This window comes from Leifsonia sp. CL147 (assembly GCF_900114565.1).
In the GTDB taxonomy this organism is placed as follows: Bacteria; Actinomycetota; Actinomycetes; order Actinomycetales; family Microbacteriaceae; genus Leifsonia.
Map to the genome: position 1 here is coordinate 81297 of NZ_FOTM01000012.1, position 16694 is coordinate 97990.

Annotated in this window: 13 protein-coding genes; 6 read left to right on the forward strand and 7 right to left on the reverse strand. The window is 70.0% G+C overall.

Going from position 1 to position 16694, the window contains the following annotated elements:
• Position 1: 1 nt before the first annotated feature.
• Together BM287_RS11555 and BM287_RS11560 are read right to left on the reverse strand one after the other, a co-directional pair.
• On the reverse strand, positions 2 to 262 hold the full coding sequence (locus tag BM287_RS11555) for a Txe/YoeB family addiction module toxin (protein WP_090039668.1): 261 nt from the start codon (positions 260 to 262) through the stop codon (positions 2 to 4).
• The gene (locus tag BM287_RS11560) at positions 259 to 510 is read right to left on the reverse strand and encodes a type II toxin-antitoxin system Phd/YefM family antitoxin (protein ID WP_090039671.1); all 252 of its coding nucleotides are present in this window, start codon (positions 508 to 510) and stop codon (positions 259 to 261) included. The genes BM287_RS11555 and BM287_RS11560 overlap by 4 nt, the downstream gene beginning before the upstream one ends.
• Before the next feature lie 197 nt (positions 511 to 707).
• Here BM287_RS11560 and BM287_RS11565 point away from each other — a divergent pair, with 197 nt between their 5' ends.
• From BM287_RS11565 to BM287_RS11580, 4 genes are read left to right on the forward strand one after another with little or no spacing between them, the layout of a single operon-like run.
• Positions 708 to 1709, forward strand: coding sequence for an ROK family protein (locus tag BM287_RS11565; RefSeq protein WP_244528186.1), 1002 nt, complete (start codon positions 708 to 710; stop codon positions 1707 to 1709).
• Positions 1702 to 2286, forward strand: a complete 585-nt coding sequence (locus BM287_RS11570) for a D-sedoheptulose-7-phosphate isomerase (RefSeq protein ID WP_090039677.1) — start codon at positions 1702 to 1704, stop codon at positions 2284 to 2286. The genes BM287_RS11565 and BM287_RS11570 overlap by 8 nt, the downstream gene beginning before the upstream one ends.
• Complete coding sequence (locus tag BM287_RS11575; protein ID WP_090039680.1) at positions 2283 to 5036, forward strand: alpha-mannosidase; 2754 nt, start codon at positions 2283 to 2285, stop codon at positions 5034 to 5036. The genes BM287_RS11570 and BM287_RS11575 overlap by 4 nt, the downstream gene beginning before the upstream one ends.
• Positions 5037 to 5056: 20 nt before the next feature.
• Positions 5057 to 6922 carry a YyaL domain-containing protein gene (locus BM287_RS11580; protein ID WP_244528188.1) on the forward strand — a complete coding sequence of 622 codons (1866 nt, stop codon included), beginning with the start codon at positions 5057 to 5059 and terminating at the stop codon, positions 6920 to 6922.
• A 121-nt stretch (positions 6923 to 7043) separates the two neighbouring features.
• On the opposite strand, the gene BM287_RS11585 is transcribed toward BM287_RS11580, so the two are convergent.
• Positions 7044 to 8615, reverse strand: a complete 1572-nt coding sequence (locus tag BM287_RS11585) for a transporter (protein WP_090039685.1) — start codon at positions 8613 to 8615, stop codon at positions 7044 to 7046.
• Complete coding sequence (locus tag BM287_RS11590; protein ID WP_090039689.1) at positions 8597 to 9364, reverse strand: ABC transporter ATP-binding protein; 768 nt, start codon at positions 9362 to 9364, stop codon at positions 8597 to 8599. Before BM287_RS11590 ends, BM287_RS11585 begins: the two co-directional genes overlap by 19 nt.
• 433 nt (positions 9365 to 9797) lie before the next feature.
• On the opposite strand from BM287_RS11590, the gene BM287_RS11595 reads away from it, so the two are divergent.
• Positions 9798 to 11168: an ABC transporter substrate-binding protein gene (locus tag BM287_RS11595; RefSeq protein ID WP_090039692.1), complete on the forward strand. Its 1371-nt coding sequence runs from the start codon at positions 9798 to 9800 to the stop codon at positions 11166 to 11168.
• A gap of 637 nt (positions 11169 to 11805) precedes the next feature.
• Here BM287_RS11595 and BM287_RS11600 read toward each other — a convergent pair.
• The 3 genes from BM287_RS11600 to BM287_RS11610 form a co-directional block, all read right to left on the reverse strand.
• Positions 11806 to 13107 carry an MFS transporter gene (locus BM287_RS11600; RefSeq protein ID WP_090039694.1) on the reverse strand — a complete coding sequence of 434 codons (1302 nt, stop codon included), beginning with the start codon at positions 13105 to 13107 and terminating at the stop codon, positions 11806 to 11808.
• A gap of 127 nt (positions 13108 to 13234) precedes the next feature.
• Complete coding sequence (locus BM287_RS11605; protein ID WP_090039696.1) at positions 13235 to 14212, reverse strand: carbohydrate ABC transporter permease; 978 nt, start codon at positions 14210 to 14212, stop codon at positions 13235 to 13237.
• Positions 14212 to 15180, reverse strand: coding sequence for a carbohydrate ABC transporter permease (locus BM287_RS11610; protein ID WP_170857528.1), 969 nt, complete (start codon positions 15178 to 15180; stop codon positions 14212 to 14214). The genes BM287_RS11605 and BM287_RS11610 overlap by 1 nt, the downstream gene beginning before the upstream one ends.
• 361 nt (positions 15181 to 15541) lie before the next feature.
• Here BM287_RS11610 and BM287_RS11615 point away from each other — a divergent pair, with 361 nt between their 5' ends.
• A complete protein-coding gene (locus BM287_RS11615) occupies positions 15542 to 16576 on the forward strand; it encodes a LacI family DNA-binding transcriptional regulator (protein ID WP_090039701.1) in 1035 nt (344 codons plus the stop codon).
• Positions 16577 to 16694 lie beyond the last annotated feature (118 nt).

Here is a 16694-nt window from a genome sequence, read left to right on the forward strand (position 1 = left end):
CTCAGTAGTGCTCGCGGGCCTGCAGAACGACGATGTGGGTGTCGGATACGAAGTAGACCAGGCGATTCGCTTCATCGATCCGCCGTGACCACGCGCCGGAAAGGACGTGCTTCAGGGGTTCGGGCTTGCCTATGCCCAGGAACGGATCCCGCAGGACGTCCGCGATCAGGGCGTTGATCCGCTTCAGCGTCTTGCGGTCCTGGGTCTGCCAGTAGAGGTAGTCATCCCATCCGTGGGCGTCGAAGGCCAGCTCACGGCTCATGCGTCGAGGAGGCCGTGCTTCTCGAACTCTCCACGCCGCGCCCGCTCGATCGACTCGAGAAGACGCTCCGCGTTCGCCGCGTTGCGCAGGAGGTATGCCGTCTCCGTGATCGCGTCGTAGTCCTCTTTGGACATGATGACCGCGTTGCCGTGCTTGGAGACGACCTCCACCGCCGTGTGATCCTGATTGACCTGCTGAATCAACCCGAACAGCCCCTTACGAGCATCGGTTGCTGTGATCGCCGTCATGGCGTCCCCATTCATTCGAAGTAGTACCTAATAATGTACCACTAAAAAAGTGGTGCCGGCGTAGACGAGCACGTCGTTTTCGGAGGCGGGCGGCCTGCCGTGTTGACCGCTCGGGGGCGTCCGGCCTAGTATCTGTGGGAACGATCCCACACGATCCACCAGCGCAGGCGCGGTCGTACCTCCCTTGGAAGGACATGATGGCAGACGGCCCCCGCGCCGTCCTCTCACTCGACATCGGCGGCACCAAGCTCGCCGTCGGTGTGGTCACGGAGGACGGACGAACCCATGCACTGACGGTCGAGCCCACCCGCCGAGAGGAGGGTCCGGGTGCGATCGTTCCCAGACTGTTCGCGATGGGCCATCGGGCGATCGCGGAATCCGGCCGGCGCGTCGACGCCGTCGGCATCTCCTGCGGTGGGCCGCTCGACGCCAAGACCGGCGTCCTGACAGGGCCGCTGCACCTTCCCGGCTGGATCGATCTGCCGATCGTCGAGCTCGCCGAGCGCGAGTTCGGGGTCCCGGCCGTGCTCGAGAACGACGCGACGGCAGGCGCACTCGGCGAGTTCCGGTACGGAGCCGCCCGCGACGCGGACACGATGGTGTATCTCACGATCTCCACGGGGATCGGCGGAGGCGCGGTCATCGACGGCCGGCTGCACCGCGGTGCTGCGGGCAACGGCGGCGAGTTCGGCCACGTCCTCGTGCGCACGGGCGGCCGTCCGTGTCTCTGCGGCCGGCGCGGGTGCCTCGAGGGGTACGCGTCGGGCACCTCGATCGCCCAGCGCGCCCGCGAGGCCGTCGCCGAGCGGGGTGCGGACTCCTCGCTCGCGCAGCTGGCCGAGGTGCGCGCGGAGGACGTCGTCGCGGCCGCAGCCCAGGGCGACGCGCTGGCGACCGAGCTCTGGGACGAGACGGTCGACGCGCTCTCCATCGCCCTGACCGACCTCGTCAACGTGTTCGAGCCCGACCTCGTCGTCCTCGGCGGAGGCGTCACCCGCTCCGGCGACGCCCTCGTCGTCCCTGTGCGGGAGCGCGTCGCGGCTGCCGCCATGGCGCCGGCGGCCGCCGCATCCACCGTCGTCCTCGCGGGCCTCGGCGACGTCGTCTGCGTCGTCGGCGCCGGGGCTGTCGCCTTCGACCGACTCGACCAGCTCGCCGGTGCCGGCGCAGCCGACCGCAAGGGAGACCACCGTGGCTGAGTGGATGCATGAACAGCTGGAGGCGCACATCCACGTCGCCGAGCAGGGCGAGCAGGTGCTGCCGACGCTGCGCGAAGTGGGGAGGCTGCTCTGCGACGCGTTCGCCGGCGGACACATCCTGTACACGTTCGGCAACGGCGGGAGCGCCGCGGACGCCCAGCACTTCACGGGCGAGATCATCGGGCACTACAAGCGCGACCGGCGGCCGCTCGGCGCCGTCACGCTGAGCACCGACCCCACCACGATGACCTGCATCGCCAACGACTACTCCTACGACGACGTCTTCTCCCGCCAGGTGCTGGGCCTCGCCCGCCCGGGCGACGTGGTCGCGGCCTTCACCACGAGCGGGCGGAGTGCGAACATCGTCTCAGCGCTCGAAGCGGCGAAGTCCGCCGGAGCCACGACGGTGCTGTTCGGTGGAGGCGACGGCGGGCCGGCGCGGGCGTTCGCCGACTACGCGCTGCTGAGCCCATCCACGACCACCCCGCGGATCCAGGAATTCCACACCTTCATGCTCCACGTGCTCTCTGAGATCGTGGATGCGTGGGCCGACGGCGACGAGGAGTACGCACTGTGACAACCCCGGACACCCGCGCCACGAGCTCCGGCAGCTCTCCGGTCGACACTCCGAGAGCCGGCGGAGAGACGCCGGAGAAGGTCGCGGTGGATGCGGCGCAGCACCCGCGGGAGAGCGTTCCCGGGCAGAGCTCGGCGGACGCCGCCGCCCCCGTCGCCCCGGTCGCCCCCGCCGCCCCCGTCGCCAACGCGCCCGCCGGGAGCCAGCCGCGCGACCTCCCGCGGGAGAAGCGGCCCACGGCGACTCCCCAGCGCACCCTCCACATGATCGGCAACGCCCATCTCGACCCGGTCTGGCTCTGGCCGTGGCAGGAGGGCTACCAGGAGGCGCGCGCCACGTTCCGGTCCGCCATCCAGCGGATGGAGGAGTACCCGGACTTCGTCTTCACCTGCGACCAGATCGTGCTGCTCAGCTGGGTGGAGGAGTCCGATCCCGAGCTGTTCGAGCAGATCAGGCGCCGCGTCGCCGAGGGCCGCTGGGTCAACGTCGGCGGCTGGTGGGTCGAGCCGGACAACAACATGCCGATGGGCGAGAGCTTCGTGCGGCAGGGGCTGTACGGCCAGCGCTACCTGGAGTCGCGCTTCGGCATCCCTGCGACGGTCGGGATGAACGTCGATCCGTTCGGCCACAATGCGATGCTGCCGCAGATCCTCCGAGGGCAGGGCATGGACTCGTACACGTTCCTGCGCCCGGGCCCGCACGAGTCCGATTTCGGGCTGTCGCTGTTCTGGTGGGAGGCGCCGGACGGCTCCCGGGTGCTCGCCTACCGCATCCCGTTCGAATACGGCAGCCCGGGCGGCTCCGTCGACGGCCAGACGGAGAAGTCGCTGGCGGCGCTCGACCGCAGGGTCGGCTTCGGCGAGAACGCAGCCGCGATGGTCTTCTACGGGGTGGGCAACCACGGCGGCGGGCCGACGATCGCCAACATCGAGTCCATCCACCGGTACGACCGGATGGGCTCCTTCGGAAGGATGACGATGTCCTCACCACGCACCTACTTCGACGAGGTGCTCGGCCGGGGCGAGGCGTTCCTGGACGCGCTCCCGGTCCACCGCGACGACCTGCAGCACCACGCGCCCGGCTGCTACTCGTCGCACTCCGGGATCAAGGCCTGGCAGCGCCGCGCCCAGTTCGCCGTGCTGAACGCCGAGCGCTGGGCGGCCGTCGTCGCCGCGAGCGACGGCGTCGCGTACCCGCGCGACCAGCTGGAGACGGCGTGGAAGCAGGTGCTGTTCAACCAGTTCCACGACATCCTCCCCGGCTCGGCGATCGAGCCGTCGTACGACGACGCGCGCGACCAGCTGGGGGAGGCCGTAGCCATCTCCAAGCGGATCGTCACCCGGGCGCACAACGTCATCGCCCGCCAGGTGCAGGTCGATCGCGAGGACGGCACGCAGCCGGTCATCGTCTTCAATCCGCACCCCTGGCCGGTGTCGGTGGATGTCGACTTCCAGTACGGCGGCCAGCGCGCCGGCGTGCACGTGGTCGACGAGAAGGGCGACGCGGTCCTCTTCCAGAGCTCCCAGTCGACGGCGACGACGGACGACGTCTCGCGCGGCGCCGTGGTGTTCCGGGCGGACGTCCCGGCGCTCGGTTACCGCCTGTACCGGTTACGGCCGGGCGCCGGTCCCGGTGCCGCCTCGGGTGCGCTGACGGTCACCGGGCACACGCTCGAGAACGACCACGTCCGCATCCGCATCGACCAGGGGACGGGCTGGATCTCGTCCTACCTCGACAAAGCGACCGGCGTGGATCTGATGGCCGGGGTCGACGGCGCGCAGCACACCCAGGTCAATGACGATCCGACCGACACCTGGGGACACCGCGTCATCTCCTATGCGTGGCCGGGCGCGACCATGGAGCTGAAGCGGATCGTCGTGCGCGAGACGGGGCCGCTGCGATCGCGGGTGCGGATCGAGCGCGGCTGGGGCGCATCCACTCTGGTGGAGGAGCTCCTCCTGGACCACGACTCGCCCGTCCTCCGCGTCGACGTGACGCTGGACTGGCGGGAGCGGGCGCACCTGCTGAAGCTGCGCTTCCCCACCGTCCTGGAGGACCCGGCGGCGACGTACGAGATCCCGTTCGGGCACCTGGAGCGTCCCGTGGACGGCGCGGAGGAGCCGGCGCAGTCGTGGGTCGACCTCAGCGGCACGGTCGACGGCACGCCCGCGGGCCTGACCGTGGTCACGACGAACAAGCACGCCTACGACGTGTCGCCCGGGTCCGACGAGAACGGCCGGCAGCCGAGCATCGGCGTCACGGCGGTTCGCAGCCCGGTCTACTCGTGGCACGACCCGCGGCTGCTCGACCCGGACGGGATCTACTCGTTCCAGGATCAGGGCATCCAGCGCTTCCGGTACGAGCTCGTGCCGCACGGCGGCGACTGGCGCACGGCCGACCCGGTCCGTCGTGCGCTCGTCCTCGGCAATCCGGTGCGAGCCATGCAGGAGTCGTTCCACGACGGCATGCTGCCTCCGGTGAACTCGTTCGCGAGCGACGGCGGATCTGCGGTCATGGTCACCGCGCTGAAGGGCACGGAGGATGCGACCGCTGCTCCCGGCGGAGCGGACGTGGTCGTGCGCGCCGTCGAGACGCGCGGCGAAGGCGGACGCTCCCGCATCGAGCTGCCCCTCCTCGGACGCACGATCGAGGAGGACTTCGGTCCGTCCCAGTTGCGGACGTTCGTGGTGCCGGCCGACCCCGCGGAGCCGGTGCGCGAGGTCGACCTGATCGAGCGCCCCCTCTCGTGAGCGCGCATCCCCGGATCCGCGTGACCGTCGTGCCCAGCACCCTTCCCGGCACCGTCCCCGGCACCGTCCCCGGACCCGTCGGCGCGTTCGAGGTGCAGGAGGAGTGGGAGCAGGCGGAGATCGGATGGACGCTGCGGCTGCGTGTCTCCTATGGCGGCGGCGAGGCGGTGGATGCGTCGGTGCTGGCCGAAGCCGTGGTGGCTGACGCGGACGATCCGTGGTGGCTCATCCCGGGTGCGTTCTACGGCGAGAACCGGCCGGCCGGGAACGCGCGCGCGTTCCCGCGCTTCGAGATCGGCGCCGACTCCGCCGAGCAGCAGGCCGCTCTGGTCAGCGATGCCTGGGAGTTCCGCGCCGACCGGGCCGCCACGCCGGCCGTGTTCGCCTGGGCGGGTTCGGGACGAGGCGGCCTCGCGCTCGCCGCCGCCGAGACGTCACCCCTCGGGCTCACCGGACTCGGTCTCGCGCACGACCCGGCCACCGGCGACGCCACCCTGGGCATCCGCTTCCCCTACCGGGAGTACCCCGTCACGTACTACGGCGATGCTCGTCCCCGGCCGGCCGACGCCGCGACCCATCGCTTCGAGCCGGATGAGGTCGTCGAGCTCGAACTGCGCGTCTTCGAGCTGGAGCCGTCCCGCCACGCCTATGCGCCCATCCTGCGCGCCCTGCACGCCGAGTCGGTGCCGGCCGCGCCCCTCGAGCCCTGGGTGGATGTGGCCACCGCGGCAGACCTCACGGCCGACGGACTGCTCACCTGGCACTACGACCCCGATCCCGGAGTCCTGCTGGAGACCGTCGGCTTCGACCGCGAGGTGAGCGGCCGCGACGGACTCACCGTCGACCGGCAGGCGATGCACGTCGGCTGGGTCAGCGGCATCCCCTGGGCGTACGCCCTGCTGGCGCATGGTCTGCGCACCGCGCGCGCCGAAGAGGTGGAGGCAGCGCGTCGCGTCATCGACTTCATCACCGCATCCCTCTCGCCCTCGGGCACCTTCTGGGGCGTCTGGTACCGCGACCACGGCTGGACGCAGAGCTGGACCGAGCTGAAGCGCGGCCTGCACTCGCGGACGCTCGCCGAGGCGACGCTGTTCCTGGTGCGCGCGCAGGCGCTGACGCCGCACGACCAGTGGGAGCACGCCATCCGATCGAACCTCGACGCCGTGGTGCGACGTCAGCGCGCCGATGGCAACCTCGGCTCGGTGCATCACGCCGAGACCGGTGAGGTGCTGTCGTGGTCGGGCGCGTCCGGGCTCACCTGGATCGCCGCACTCGTGGAGGCCGCCGGCCGCTCCGGCCGCTACCTCCGGGCCGCGCTCGCCGCAGGCCGCTACTACGAGCAGTTCGTCGACCGGGAGTTCCTCCACGGCGCCCCGGAGGACGTCGACCTCGCGCCGACCTCCGAAGACGGTTACGCGGCGGTGATGGCCTACGTCGCCCTGCACCGCGCGACCCGCGACCCGCGCTGGCTGGACGTCGCCCGGCGCGCCGCCGATTGGATGCTGACCTTCCGCTACAGCTACGACGTCACGTTCCCCGAGCACACGCTCCTGGGGGCGTACGGCTTCCGTTCCCGCGGCGCGGACAACGCGTCGCCGTCGAACCAGCACCTCCACGCGTACGGACTCGTCTGCACAGGCGAGCTGCGCGAGCTCTCGGCCGCCCTCGGCGACCCCCACTACGCCGGGCGCGCCGACGAGACCCTCGCCTGCTTCCGGCAGTTCATCGCCCGTGAGGACGGCGACTTCAACGCCTACCGCGGAATGGTCAGCGAGCGGTACTACCAGACGAAGTGCTTCCAGCCGAAGGGGATGCTGCTGACGCTCTCCCACGCCTGGAGCGTCGGCGTGACCCTGCTCGCCTGCGAGCAGACCCTCGCCGGCTGAGCCCGTCCCTGGCCCCGCCCACATTCGTCACGAATGTCACCCTGGATGCCGTGAAAAGCCACATTCGTCACGAATGTCGCCCTGGAGGCGGCGAGAGGAGACATTCGTCACGAATGTCGCCTCAGCCGTCCTTGCGCAGCTGCAGCAGCAGCTCCGGCGCGCGCCCATCCAGGACGCGACCCCCGAGCCGCACCCCCAGCACCAGGAACACCGCGCCCAGCACCACGCCGACCGCAAGCCCGAGCCAGCCCCACACCGCCTGGCGGGTGACCAGGGAGACGACCAGGAGCGCGATTTCGGGAAGGCACAGCACCGCGATGACGCCCCAGGCTGCGAACGTCGGGCCGAGCAGCGAGATGTTCGCACCCGGACGGGACCGGAACGGGTTGTCGCCCGGCTCGGGGACGGGGAACACGAACCGCGCGGAGGTCACCGAGCACACCGCGACGCCGCTCAGCAGGATCCCGAACGAGAGCCCGAGCAGTCCGGGCGCCGGAAGCCAGTCGTCCCTGACGGCCGCGGCTCCGACACCGATGAGCGCGACCGCCGGCACCGCGAAGATCAGCAGGGCCGACGCGCGTCCCCAGCGATCGGCCCGGCCGGGGACCGCCTTCGAGACGTGCAGGGCGAACGCCGTCGAGTCGAACGAGACGTCGGCGATCATCCCGATCCCGAGCGCGAACGCGACGACCGGCCCCGCCGCGAACAAGTATCCGGTTGAATGGTTGAGGCTGGAGTAGAACCACATGACCGCGGGCAGCAGCGGCACGACGAGCAGCTGACGGAGGTAGCGCGGGTCGCGGAACCAGTAGGTCAGGCAGCGGGCGGCGATCGCGCCGGCCGGCGTGCCCGGCAGCACGCCGAACAGCCCGGACTTTCCCGGAGCCCGCACCCGGGAGGAGGCGCGTGCCGGAGTGACGAGCGAGCGTGCGAGACCCCAGCGCCACACCATCCAGAGCAGCGCAAAGGTCGCGAGCGCGATCAGCAGCCGGAGTGCAGCGCCGGTGACGTCGCCGGCGGCGACGGCCCCGGGAACGGCCCACGCGGCGCCGAGCGGCGACCAGCCGAGGCCCGCTGCCACTCCCGGCAGCGCATCCGCCGAGGACCGCAGACCCCGGGTGATGCCGATGACGATCGGCCCGGCCAGGATGAGCGGGACGAGGATGAGCAGCCCGCTCGCCTCCCGGAAGCGCCGGCCCGATGCGAGACCGCTCGCAACGGACGTCACGGCGCGCGAGACGACGATGCAGGTCGCGGCACCGAGCACGCCCGTCACCGCCGCGATCAGCGCGACACCGGGAGACCGCAGCCACGGCAGGGCCGTTCCGATCCCGGCGATGGTGGTGGCTGCGCCGGCGACGCCGACCGCCCCGCTCAGCAGCATCCCGAGCATGAGCGGACGCAGCGGGATCGGGTAAACGGCGAGGTGCGCGGCGTCCAGCGTCTGCTCGACACCCGACAGCAGCAGCGGGAACACGGCCCAGCCGAGCACGGCGGCCGACCCGCCGAGCACGACGACGGTGGTGGCGACCTGGGCCGGCGCGAGGGAGAGCGCCAGCAGCCCGCCGAGCACCACGAGGAGCCCGGCTAATCCGTACAGCGCGCCGATGATGACGGCCACCAGCTGGCTGGTGCTGCGCCGGAACGAGTTGCGGAGGACGAGGAGCCGCAGCTTTACGAGTGTCGCAACCACTCCGGTCCCTCCCCGACCCGGCGGCCGCCCACGAGCTCCACGAAGCGGTCCTCCAGCGTCGATCCGGCGCGCACCTCATCCACCGATCCGGCGGCGAGGACGCGGCCGGCAGAGATGACGGCGACGTGATCGCACATCCGCTCGACCAGGTCCATCACGTGCGACGAGACCACGACCGTCCCGCCGCCGTCGACATAGGTGCGGAGGATGTCGCGGATGTTCGCCGCCGACACCGGGTCGACCGACTCGAACGGCTCGTCGAGCACCAGGACGCGCGGCGCGTGCACCATCGCGGTGGCCAGCGCGATCTTCTTGGTCATACCGGCCGAGTAGTCGACGACCAGCGTCCCGCCGGCGGACTCGAGGTCCAGCAGCTGAAGCAGATCGTGCGTGCGCTCCTGAGCGGTCGGCCGGTCCATCCCGCTCAGCAGCCCCGCGTACTCGACGAGCTGCTGGCCCGTGAGCCGGTCGAACAGGCGGACGCCCTCCGAGAGCACGCCGACCATCGCCTTGGCGACGAGCGGCTGCCGCCACATGTCGACACCGTGGATGTGGACCTCGCCGGCGTCCGGCCGCAGCAGCCCGGTGGCCATGCTGAGCGTCGTCGTCTTTCCGGCGCCGTTCGGGCCGACCAGGCCGTAGAAGCTGCCGGACGGCACATCCAGGTCTATACCGTTCACGGCATACTTCTCGCCGAACCGCTTGTGCAGCCCGCGGATCCTGATCGCCAGGCCGTCGTCCCCCGTCATGCGCGCCCCTCCCCGTTCGCCCGCTGTGGTCGAACCCCGCGGGCCAGCCTAGCGGCGGCGGTCGCCGACGCCGGCCGGACACGATAGTGCAGGGTCTCGCTGAGATCTTGCCGTACCGCGGAGTTCGTGAAGTGAGCGCGGCCGAGCAGCAGCAAGCGGCGGATGCGTGACATCGGGTCCCTTCGGAGGAAAAGCTGGCATCGTTGCCATACGACACGAGGGCTTGAGAAGCACCCCGTTCGAGCGTACAAAACAATCGGGTAACGAATATAGGCCCCAGGGAGCAGGTCCCCTTGTGAAGAGCCGCATCGCTGCGTTAGCGTGCGATGTGGGAAGGTTTCCATACTGTCGCACTGAACCCCGGCAGTAGGGGATCCCCTACCTCTTCGCACGGGCGAGGACGCCCGCTGCGACTCCACTGAAGGGAAATCAGATGAACAAGAGGCACACCGCCCTCGCCGCGCTGGCCATCACCGCGTCGGTGGCGCTCCTCGCCGGATGCAGCTCCAGCGGCGGCACCTCGTCCGGAGGCGGCTTCTCGAAGGATGTCAAGGGCAGCCTGAATGCCTGGGGATTCGACAACGCCGACGAGGTCGGCACCTCGCGGCTGGCCTACGCCAAGGACCAGCTGAAGGGCGTCACGATCAAGATCGATCAGACGCCGTTCGACGCGCAGAAGTTCACCACCCGCGTCGCCGGCGGCAACGTCCCGGACGTCGTGCAGATGGACCGGCAGTTCGTCGCGACCTACGCGGCGCAGGGCCTCATCCAGCCGCTCGACCAGTGCTACTCGACGCACAACGTCGACCCGAAGACGACGTACTACGGCTCGGTGATGGATGACATCACCTACGGCGGCAAGATCTACGCGGTGCCGCAGTTCTACCAGCCGCCGGCGATCATCACGAACGAGCGCGTCATGAAGGCGGCCGGCGTCACGGACGCCGACATCGACACCTCGAAGCCGGACACCCTGGTCGCAGCGATCAAGAAGATGTACAAGGCGTCGGGCAGCAACCCGACGACCCTCGGCTTCGACCCGCAGGCCACCGGCCAGGCGGGCCTGTGGCTGCTCGCCTACGGCGGCGAGGTCATCGGCAGCGACGGCAAGCCGACGCTCGACGACCCGAAGAACGAGAAGGGCCTCGAGGTCCTCAAGCAGATCACGGACGCTCAGGGCGGCTACGCCAAGATGAAGAGCTTCACCGACTCGTTCGACTTCTTCGGAAAGGACAACCAGTACGTGAAGGATCAGGTCGGTGCCGAGGTCGACGCGCAGTGGTACGTCAACGTGCTGACCCCGTTCGTCAGCAGCGTCGACATCGGCGCTGTTCCGTTCAAGGACAGCTCCGGCAAGCCGTTCACGGTCGCGTCCGGTACGTCGTTCGTCATCCCGGCCGGCTCGAAAAACAAGGATGCGGCCTGCGCCTGGGCGCTCGACCTCACCAGCCTGCAGGCATGGGAGGCCGCCGGCGCCGCCCGCGCCAAGACGATCGCAAAGACCCCGGGTGCCATCAACACCGGCCTCTTCACCGGCTCGCCCGAGGCCGACAAGCTGCTCCGAAGCAAGTACGTGAAGCCGTCCGGCAACGCCGGCTTCGACAAGGCGATCTCGACGTACTACGACGTCGTCGGCAACGGCAAGTCGTTCGGAGCGTCGCCGGCCGGTCAGCAGATCCAGACCGAGCTGCAGAACGCGATCACGTCGTACCTCCTCGGCAACAAGTCGGCCAGCCAGGCCCTCAAGGACGCGCAGTCCGCGGCCATGAAGGCCTACCAGCAGGCCACGAAGAGCGGCAAGTAACCGCGGCTCCCGCCAGGGGCGGTCTCCTCCGGGAGGCCGCCCCTTTCCGCGTCCCCGGACGCGCGCTGCGCGGCGGCGCGCCTCCGCCCCGGCGCCCCCCCGCCCCCGCGCCTCCGTCTCGGCGCGCCCCCGCGCCTCCGTCTCGCTGGCCCCTGCGAGGAACCTCTCGCCGAGGTGCTCGTTGTTGCAGTCGCGCGCGGCGTGTCGGATGCACCTACGAGCACTTCGGCGGGGTGTGCCGCGCTCGTGCCTCCGCGCTGTCCAGTCCGCGCGGGCCCCGCTCGCGCGGCGCGCGCCCCGTGCCGCTCGCGCCGCCGCGCCCCGGTCCCGCTCGCGGCGCGCCCCCGCCTCGCTTGCCCCACGAGGAACTCCTCACCGAGGTGCTCGTTGTTGCAGTCAGTCGCGGCGTGTCGGATGCACCCACGAGCACTTCGGCGGGGTGTGCCGCGCTCGTGCCTCCGCGCCGTCCAGTCCGCGGGGCCCCGCCCGCGCGCCAGCGCGCGCCCCCGTCGCGCGCCCGCGTCCCGCTCGCTCCCGCGAGGAGCCCCTCGCCGAGGTGCTCGTTGTTGCAGTCAGGCGCGGCGTGTCGGACGCAACTACGAGCACTTCGGCGGGGGAATCGGACAGAGGAGGCGGGTCAGCGGGGCGGGACCGCCCCGGGGAGGTCGGAGACGTCGGAGACCCCGGGAAGCTCGGAGACGTCGCGGACGCCGCGGAGCGCCCGCCACAGCAGCGCGGGGCAGAGGAGCAGGAGCGCGCCCGCCAGGATGAGCGTCGAGCGGGCGCCGAGGGCGTCGCCGAGGACGCCTCCGACGATCGCGCCGAGCGGGAACAGCCCCATCACGACAACCTGCATCGTGGCGTTCACGCGTCCGAGCATGCGGTCCGGGCAGACCTGCTGCCGGACGCTCACCTGGGTGATCGCGTACACGATCTGCCCGAACTCGCCGGCCGCGATGCCGACGACGATCAGCAGCGTCCACCATCCCGGCTGGGCGAACGCCCCCAGAAGCGCCAGCGGGGCCGTGAAAGCGAGCGACAGCCACACGATGCGCACGGAGCCGACGGCGCGCGACAGCCGCGTGGTGAAGGCGGCGCCGATCATGACCGTGACCGATCCGACGGCGATCACCACGCCGATCAGCGCTGGCGACAGGCCGAGAGTGCGGGACAGGAAGACCATGTTGACCGCGGATGCGATCGCGAACGAGAAGTTGCTCAGCGCGCTCGCGACCGCCGTCGCCCGCAGCACCCGCGAGCGGAAGACGAAGCCCAGGCCCTCGGCGATCTCCTCGCGCATCCGCCGCGGGTGGGCGGCGGGGAACGGCGGCGGTGCCTCCTCGCGGGCCCGGATCCCGAGCAGGCACAGGGCGGACACCAGGAACGTCCCGGCCTGGACGAGTAGCACGGACGCCGCCCCGATGAGCGTGACGAGCACCCCGCCGAGCGCAGGTCCGGCGACCTGGCCCGAAGCACGCACGAACTCGAGCGACGAGTTGCCGGCGAGCACCCGATCCCGTCCGATCACGGATGGCAGGTAGCTGCGGTACCCCACGTCGAAGAAGACGCGGGCGACACCGGCGAGCAACGACACCGCCAGCAGCTGGCCCAGCGACAGGATGCCGAACACGGCCGCGAGCGGGATGGTCGCCAGGAGTGCCGCGCGGGCGAGATCGCTCGCGATCAGAAGAGGCCTCCGCCGGACCCGGTCCACCCAGGCCCCGGCGGGAAGACCGAGGACGGCGAACGCGATGGTGGATGCTGCGCCGAGCATCCCGACCTCCAGCGCTGTCGCATGCAATGTGACGACGGCGAGCAGGGGCACGGCGACGCCCGATACCTGCGCGCCCAGCTGGCTCGTGGTCTGCCCGGCGAGCAGCAGCCGGAAGTCGCGTGACGCGAACAGCGAGGGAGAGGGAGAGGGAGAAGTGGATGCCACGGCGGCCTTTCGAGTCGGGAACAGGTGGTCCTCCCACCCGCCGGCTCGATGCGAAATCGTCGCTAGGGGGGTTAAACATTACCGGGCGCGGTGGACGATGTCCATCCGCGCCCGGTTCCGAGCGGACTCAGCCCTTGCGGCCCTGCGACGCGACCCCTTCGATGAAGTACCGCTGCCCGAAGGCGAAGAGCAGCAGCATCGGCAACGTCACGATGAGCGCGGCGACCATGACGTACTGGTAGTCTCCGTGTCCGCCGTTCGTCGGGCTGAAGGTCGTCATCGCGTACGAGATGCCGAGGGGGACCGTGAAGCCGTCGACGCCTCCCGCGTTCAGGTAGATCAGGGCAGCCTGGAGGTTGTTCCAGCTGGCCTGGAACTCGAACAGGAAGATGATGATGAACGACGGGATGCTGAGCGGCATGGCGATCTTCGTGAACAGCTTCCAGTAGCTCGCGCCGTCGAGACGGGCCGCCTCGAACAGCTCCCGCGGCAGCCCCAGGAAGAACTGGCGCTGCAGGAAGATGTAGAAGGCCGACCCGAACAGGTTCATGCCGAACATCGGTATCCAGGTGCCGATGAGCCCGAGGTTCTTCCAGATCAGGTACTGCGGCACCATCGTGACGGCGCCGGGCAGCATCATCGTGGCCAGAATCAGCCCGAACAGTATCTTCCGCCCGGGGAACTTGAAGTACGCGAACCCGAACGCGACGATCGAGCTGGAGATCGCGACGAGCCCCGCAGCGAGGATCGCGATGATGACGCTGTTGCCGATCCAGGACAGCAGGGGAAGCTGGTTCCAGACCTCGATGTAGTTCTGCGGCGAGAAGGTGTTCGGCCAGAGAGAGTTGTCGAAGACCTCCTCGCGGGGCTTCAGGCTTGCTGCCAGCAGCCAGACGAACGGGTACATGAACAGCAGGGCCATGCCGATCGCGACGATCCACAGCAGCGTCTTGCCGATGATCGACTTGGGCTTGTACCAGCGGTCACCGACCGGCTTCGGCCGGCTGGGTCCGGTCGGGGTCGTCCCGCCGCCGGGCCGGGTCGCCTCCAGCTCAGTGGCCACCAGTGCGGCCGAGGCCGGAGCGGACTGGGTCGCGGACGACATCACTTGTCTCCTTCGTAGTAGACGAGCCGGTTGCTGATCTTCACCTGGACCAGGGTGATCAGCAGGATGATGATGAACAGCAGCCAGGCCATGGCGGCCGCGAAGCCGAAGTTGAACTGACGGAACGCCTGCTGGAAGAGGTAGACGCCGTAGAACAGCGACGAGTCCGGCGAGGCGTTCGTCTGATCCCGCCAGAACAGCAGGTACGCCTGATCGAACACCTGCAGGGCGGCGATGGTGAGCACCACCACGTTGAAGAAGATCGCCGGCGAGATCATCGGGATGGTGATGGTGAAGAACTTCCGGATGGCTCCGGCGCCGTCGAGCGATGCCACCTCGTACAGGTCGCGTGGCACGTTCTTGAGGGCCGCGAGGAAGATGACCATCGTGCCGCTGACGCCCCACAGGGTCATCAGGACGATGGACGGCTTCACCCAGTTCGGGTCGATCAGCCACTGCGGGCCCTGGATGCCGAAGATCGCGAGGAACCGGTTGATCGCCCCCGTGTTCCCATTGAGCAGCAGCAGGAAGATGGATGCGGTCGCCACGGCGGGCGTCATCTTCGGCAGGTAGTAGATGGTGCGGAACACGCCGGCGCCGCGTCCCACCCAGTTGAGCAGAAGCGCGAGGAGCAGCGCGAAGATGATCTCCAGCGGCACGGCCATGACCGCGTAGAACAGCGTGTTGCTGAGCGAGAGTGCGACCTTCGGGTCGTTGAACAGCTCGGAGTAGTTGTCGAATCCGGCGGGGCTGGCGCTGTTCGTGGCCAGGTTGTAGTTGCTGAACGAGATGTAGAGGCTGTACAGCATGGCGCCGAGGGTGAACACCAGGAAGCCGATGATCCACGGGCTGATGAAGAGGTAGCCCGCGATCGCCTCGCGCCGGTTGTACTTGCTGGCCCGCTTCTTCTTCGCAGCACCGTCGTCGCCCGTTCGGGTCGTGCTGCGCGACGCATCGGTGAGGGCCATCACCGGCCTCCCTCTGCTCCGCCACCGAGCTCGGTGATCCTCATCGCCACCCTTTCGATCCATGCCCCGCCTTCGCCGGCGCGGTGTGGCATCGTTACCACATAGCTGCGACTATAAGTCCTTCCGGGCGAACGGTGCAACCGAGCCCGGCCTTTCGGCGCGGGCCGCGGTCGCCGGCGCGAGGGCGGAGCGGTCGCCGCTTGGTGCGGCGGTGCCGGCGGGGGAACTGCCTGTTGTGCCCGGAACGGTACACCCGGTTGGCCGCCTCGTCACGGGCCTGGGCAGCGGGAGGGGGCGGTGACCGTTAGGGTGGATGCGCCGGGCGTCCGGCGCTCCGGCGCCCGTGGGTGGGAAGGGTGCCATGATCGAGAACGACGCGGACGGCGCTCCGCGGCGCGCGACGCTGAAAGATGTCGCCCAGGCGGCCGGGGTGTCGCAGTCCACCACGTCGCGGGCGCTCAGCGGCGAAGGCTACGTGGCGGGCGGCGTGCGGGACCGTGTCCTGGCCGCCGCCGAATCCCTGGGCTACGTGCCGCACGCCATGGCACGCAGCCTGCGCAAGCAGGACAGCCGCACGATCGGCGTCCTCGTCTCCGACCTGCGGAATGCCTTCTACGCGGACCTCGCCGCCGGGATCGCCTCCCGCTCGCGCCGCGAGGGCTACACGATGATGCTGGTCGACGACCAGGGCTCGACCGACGCCGAGATGGATGCGGCACGCGCCTTCGTGGCGACCCGGGTGGCCGGAGTGATCGTGACACCGCTGTCCGGGGAGGTCTCGGCCTACCTGATGCGCCAGCACATCCCCGTCATCGAGGCCGACCGGCAGTTCTCGGCCGGCCGCTGCGACGGGGTCATCATCGACAACGCCGGTGTCGCGAAGCGGATGACGGACCACCTCATCGACCTCGGGCACCGCCGCATCGCCCTCTTCATCGACGAGACGACGTGGACGACGGGTGGCGAGCGCGCGGCGGGCTATCGCCGCTCGCTGGAGGGATCGGGCCTCCCCGCGGATCCCTCGCTCGTCATCTCCGCCGGCTGGGATGCGGACGGCGCCCGCAAGGCGGCGATCGACATCCTGGCCCGTCGCGACCATCCGACCGCCATCTTCGCCGCCAACAACCTGCTCGCCGAGGGCGTGTGGCGGGCGACGAACGACCTGGGTCTGCGCATCCCCGAGGATGTCAGTGTCGTCTCGTTCGACGACTCCCAGTGGATGAGCATGGTGAGTCCCGGGATCACGGCCGTGGCGCAGGATGCCGTGTCGCTCGGCGAGACCGCGCTGGACCGCCTGCTGGAGCGGCTGCAGGATCCGATGGCCGAGCCCCAGACGACGGTGCTCGACGCGGAGGTGCTGCCGCGCGGCTCCACGGCCGCCCCCCGCGCGCTGTAGCGGTCCGCCTGCGCGAAGTCCGCGTCCCCGGGGGCGGGCCGCCCTCTCGCCGAGGTGCTCGTTGTTGCACTCGCTCGCGGCGTGTCGGATGCAACAACGAGCACTTTGGCGGCCGCTC

Excerpts from the sequence above, each read along its gene's own strand:
- BM287_RS11555 (WP_090039668.1), bottom strand. The coding sequence starts at position 262 with ATGAGCCGTGAGCTGGCCTTCGACGCCCACGGATGGGATGACTACCTC.
- BM287_RS11565 (WP_244528186.1), top strand. The coding sequence starts at position 708 with ATGGCAGACGGCCCCCGCGCCGTCCTCTCACTCGACATCGGCGGCACC.
- BM287_RS11615 (WP_090039701.1), top strand. The coding sequence starts at position 15,542 with ATGATCGAGAACGACGCGGACGGCGCTCCGCGGCGCGCGACGCTGAAA.
- BM287_RS11610 (WP_170857528.1), bottom strand. The coding sequence starts at position 15,180 with ATGGCCCTCACCGATGCGTCGCGCAGCACGACCCGAACGGGCGACGAC.
- BM287_RS11605 (WP_090039696.1), bottom strand. The coding sequence starts at position 14,212 with ATGTCGTCCGCGACCCAGTCCGCTCCGGCCTCGGCCGCACTGGTGGCC.
- BM287_RS11590 (WP_090039689.1), bottom strand. The coding sequence starts at position 9,364 with ATGACGGGGGACGACGGCCTGGCGATCAGGATCCGCGGGCTGCACAAG.
- BM287_RS11595 (WP_090039692.1), top strand. The coding sequence starts at position 9,798 with ATGAACAAGAGGCACACCGCCCTCGCCGCGCTGGCCATCACCGCGTCG.
- BM287_RS11560 (WP_090039671.1), bottom strand. The coding sequence starts at position 510 with ATGACGGCGATCACAGCAACCGATGCTCGTAAGGGGCTGTTCGGGTTG.